This is a genomic window from Mesorhizobium sp. M1403, from assembly GCF_040317695.1.
GTDB lineage: Bacteria > Pseudomonadota > Alphaproteobacteria > Rhizobiales > Rhizobiaceae > Mesorhizobium.
In genome coordinates this window covers 1-1,905 of record NZ_JAMYKY010000084.1, presented here as the reverse complement: position 1 = coordinate 1,905, position 1,905 = coordinate 1, and the positions used below count along the sequence as shown (strand labels likewise).

1 protein-coding gene is annotated in these 1,905 nt (G+C 67.5%); it reads left to right on the top strand.

Going from position 1 to position 1,905, the window contains the following annotated elements; all coding sequences use genetic code 11:
* The coding region (locus NKH01_RS35125) for a condensation domain-containing protein (protein WP_353024737.1) at positions 1 to 1,905 on the top strand (1,905 nt) is incomplete at both ends.

Genomic DNA, 1,905 nt, shown 5'->3' with positions numbered 1-1,905 from the left:
CGGCTCCCGACGACGACGCCTATGCGCGGGCGGCCTATGAGGCGCCGCAGGGCGAGATCGAGACGACGCTGGCACAGATCTGGGCGGAGCTTCTCAGGGTCGAGCGGGTCGGACGCCACGACAACTTCTTCGAGCTCGGCGGCCATTCGCTGCTGGCCGTGCAGCTTTTGGAGCGGCTGCGGCGGCTGTCGCTCGGGGTGGAGGTGCGCACCCTGTTCGCCAGGCCGGTGCTGGCCGATCTTGCCGAAGGCCTTGGCAGCAATCACGAAGTGACGGTGCCTGCCAACCTGATCACCGAACAGAGTACGGCGATTACGCCGCAGATGCTGCCGCTCATCGAGCTGGCCCAGCCGGAGATCGACCGGATCGTAGAAACGGTGCCCGGCGGCGTTGGCAATGTCCAGGATATCTATGCCCTGTCGCCGCTGCAGGACGGCATCCTGTTCCATCATCTGCTGGTCAGCCGGGGCGATCCCTACCTGCTGGTGTCGCAGATGGCATTTGCCGATCGCGAGCTGTTGGACCGCTATCTCGGCGCGGTCCAGCAGGTAGTCGATCGCCACGACATCCTGCGCACCGCATTCGTCTGGCAAGGGCTGTCCAGCCCCGCCCAGGTTGTGTGGCGCAAAGCACCCCTCGAGGTGAGCCAGGTCGAGCTGGATGCCTGTGATGGTTCCGGCGCCGATGAGCTCCGGCGCCGGTTTGATCCGCGCCGGGAACGCGTCGATCTTGGCCGGGCGCCGTTGTTGCGTTTCGTGATCGCGCGCGAGCCCGGCAGCGGCCGCTGGCTGCTGCAGCAGCTGCAGCACCATTTGATCGGGGATCACACGACGCTGGAAGTCATGTATGCCGAGGTGCGGGCAGTGCTGGCGGGGCGGGAGCATGAGTTGCCGGCACCGCAGCCGTTCCGCAGTCTGGTGGCGCACGCGCGCCTGGGTGTTGATGCCAACGCGCATGAGCAGTTCTTCCGGAAGCAACTGGCCGACATCGACGAGCCGACGCTGCCGTTCGCGCTGCGCGACGTCTACGGCGACGGCAGCAGATCCGGCGCGGTGCATTGGATACTGCCGCAGGCGCTCAACGCGCGGCTGCGCAGTCAGGCGCGGCGGTTGGGTGTGAGCCTGGCAAGCCTGTGCCACCTGGCCTGGGGGCAGGTGCTGTCGCGCAGCAGCGGCCGGGAGCAGGTGGTGTTCGGCACGGTGCTGTTCGGCCGCATGCATGCGGGTGCAGGCGCCGACCGCACCATGGGCCTGTTCATCAATACCCTGCCTGTGCGCCTCGACCTCGACGGGACCGGCGTCGAGGAAAGCGTGCGCAGCACGCATCGCCGGCTTTCCGGGCTGCTGGCGCACGAGCATGCCTCGCTGGTGCTGGCGCAACGCTGCAGCGGCGTTGCGGCGCCGGCGCCGCTGTTCAGCGCGCTGTTGAACTACCGTCACAACACGCCGGCGGCCATGGCTGGTCCTGGAACGGATGATGTCCTGTCGGGCTTGGAATGGCTGGGCGGGGAGGAACGCACCAACTATCCACTGACCCTGTCGGTGGAGGATTTTGGCGAGGCGCTCGGCCTAACGGCACAGGTGGCGGAGCCAATCTCTGCAGATCGGGTCTGCAGCTACATGCAGCGGGCGCTCGAGCAGCTGGCGGAGGCGCTGGAGAGGGCCCCCGATCGGCCGGTGCGCGAGCTGGACATCCTACCGGCCGACGAACGCACGTATCTACTGGAGGAGCTGAACCGGACGGCGGCGCCTTATCCGTCGGACCGGTGCATCCATGAACTGTTCGAGCAGCAGGTCCGGCGCGCCCCCGATGCGGTGGCAGTGGTCTGCGAGGACGAGCGCCTGAGCTATGGCGAGCTCAACGCGCGCGCCAACCGCCTGGCCTATCACCTGATCGCACTTGGGG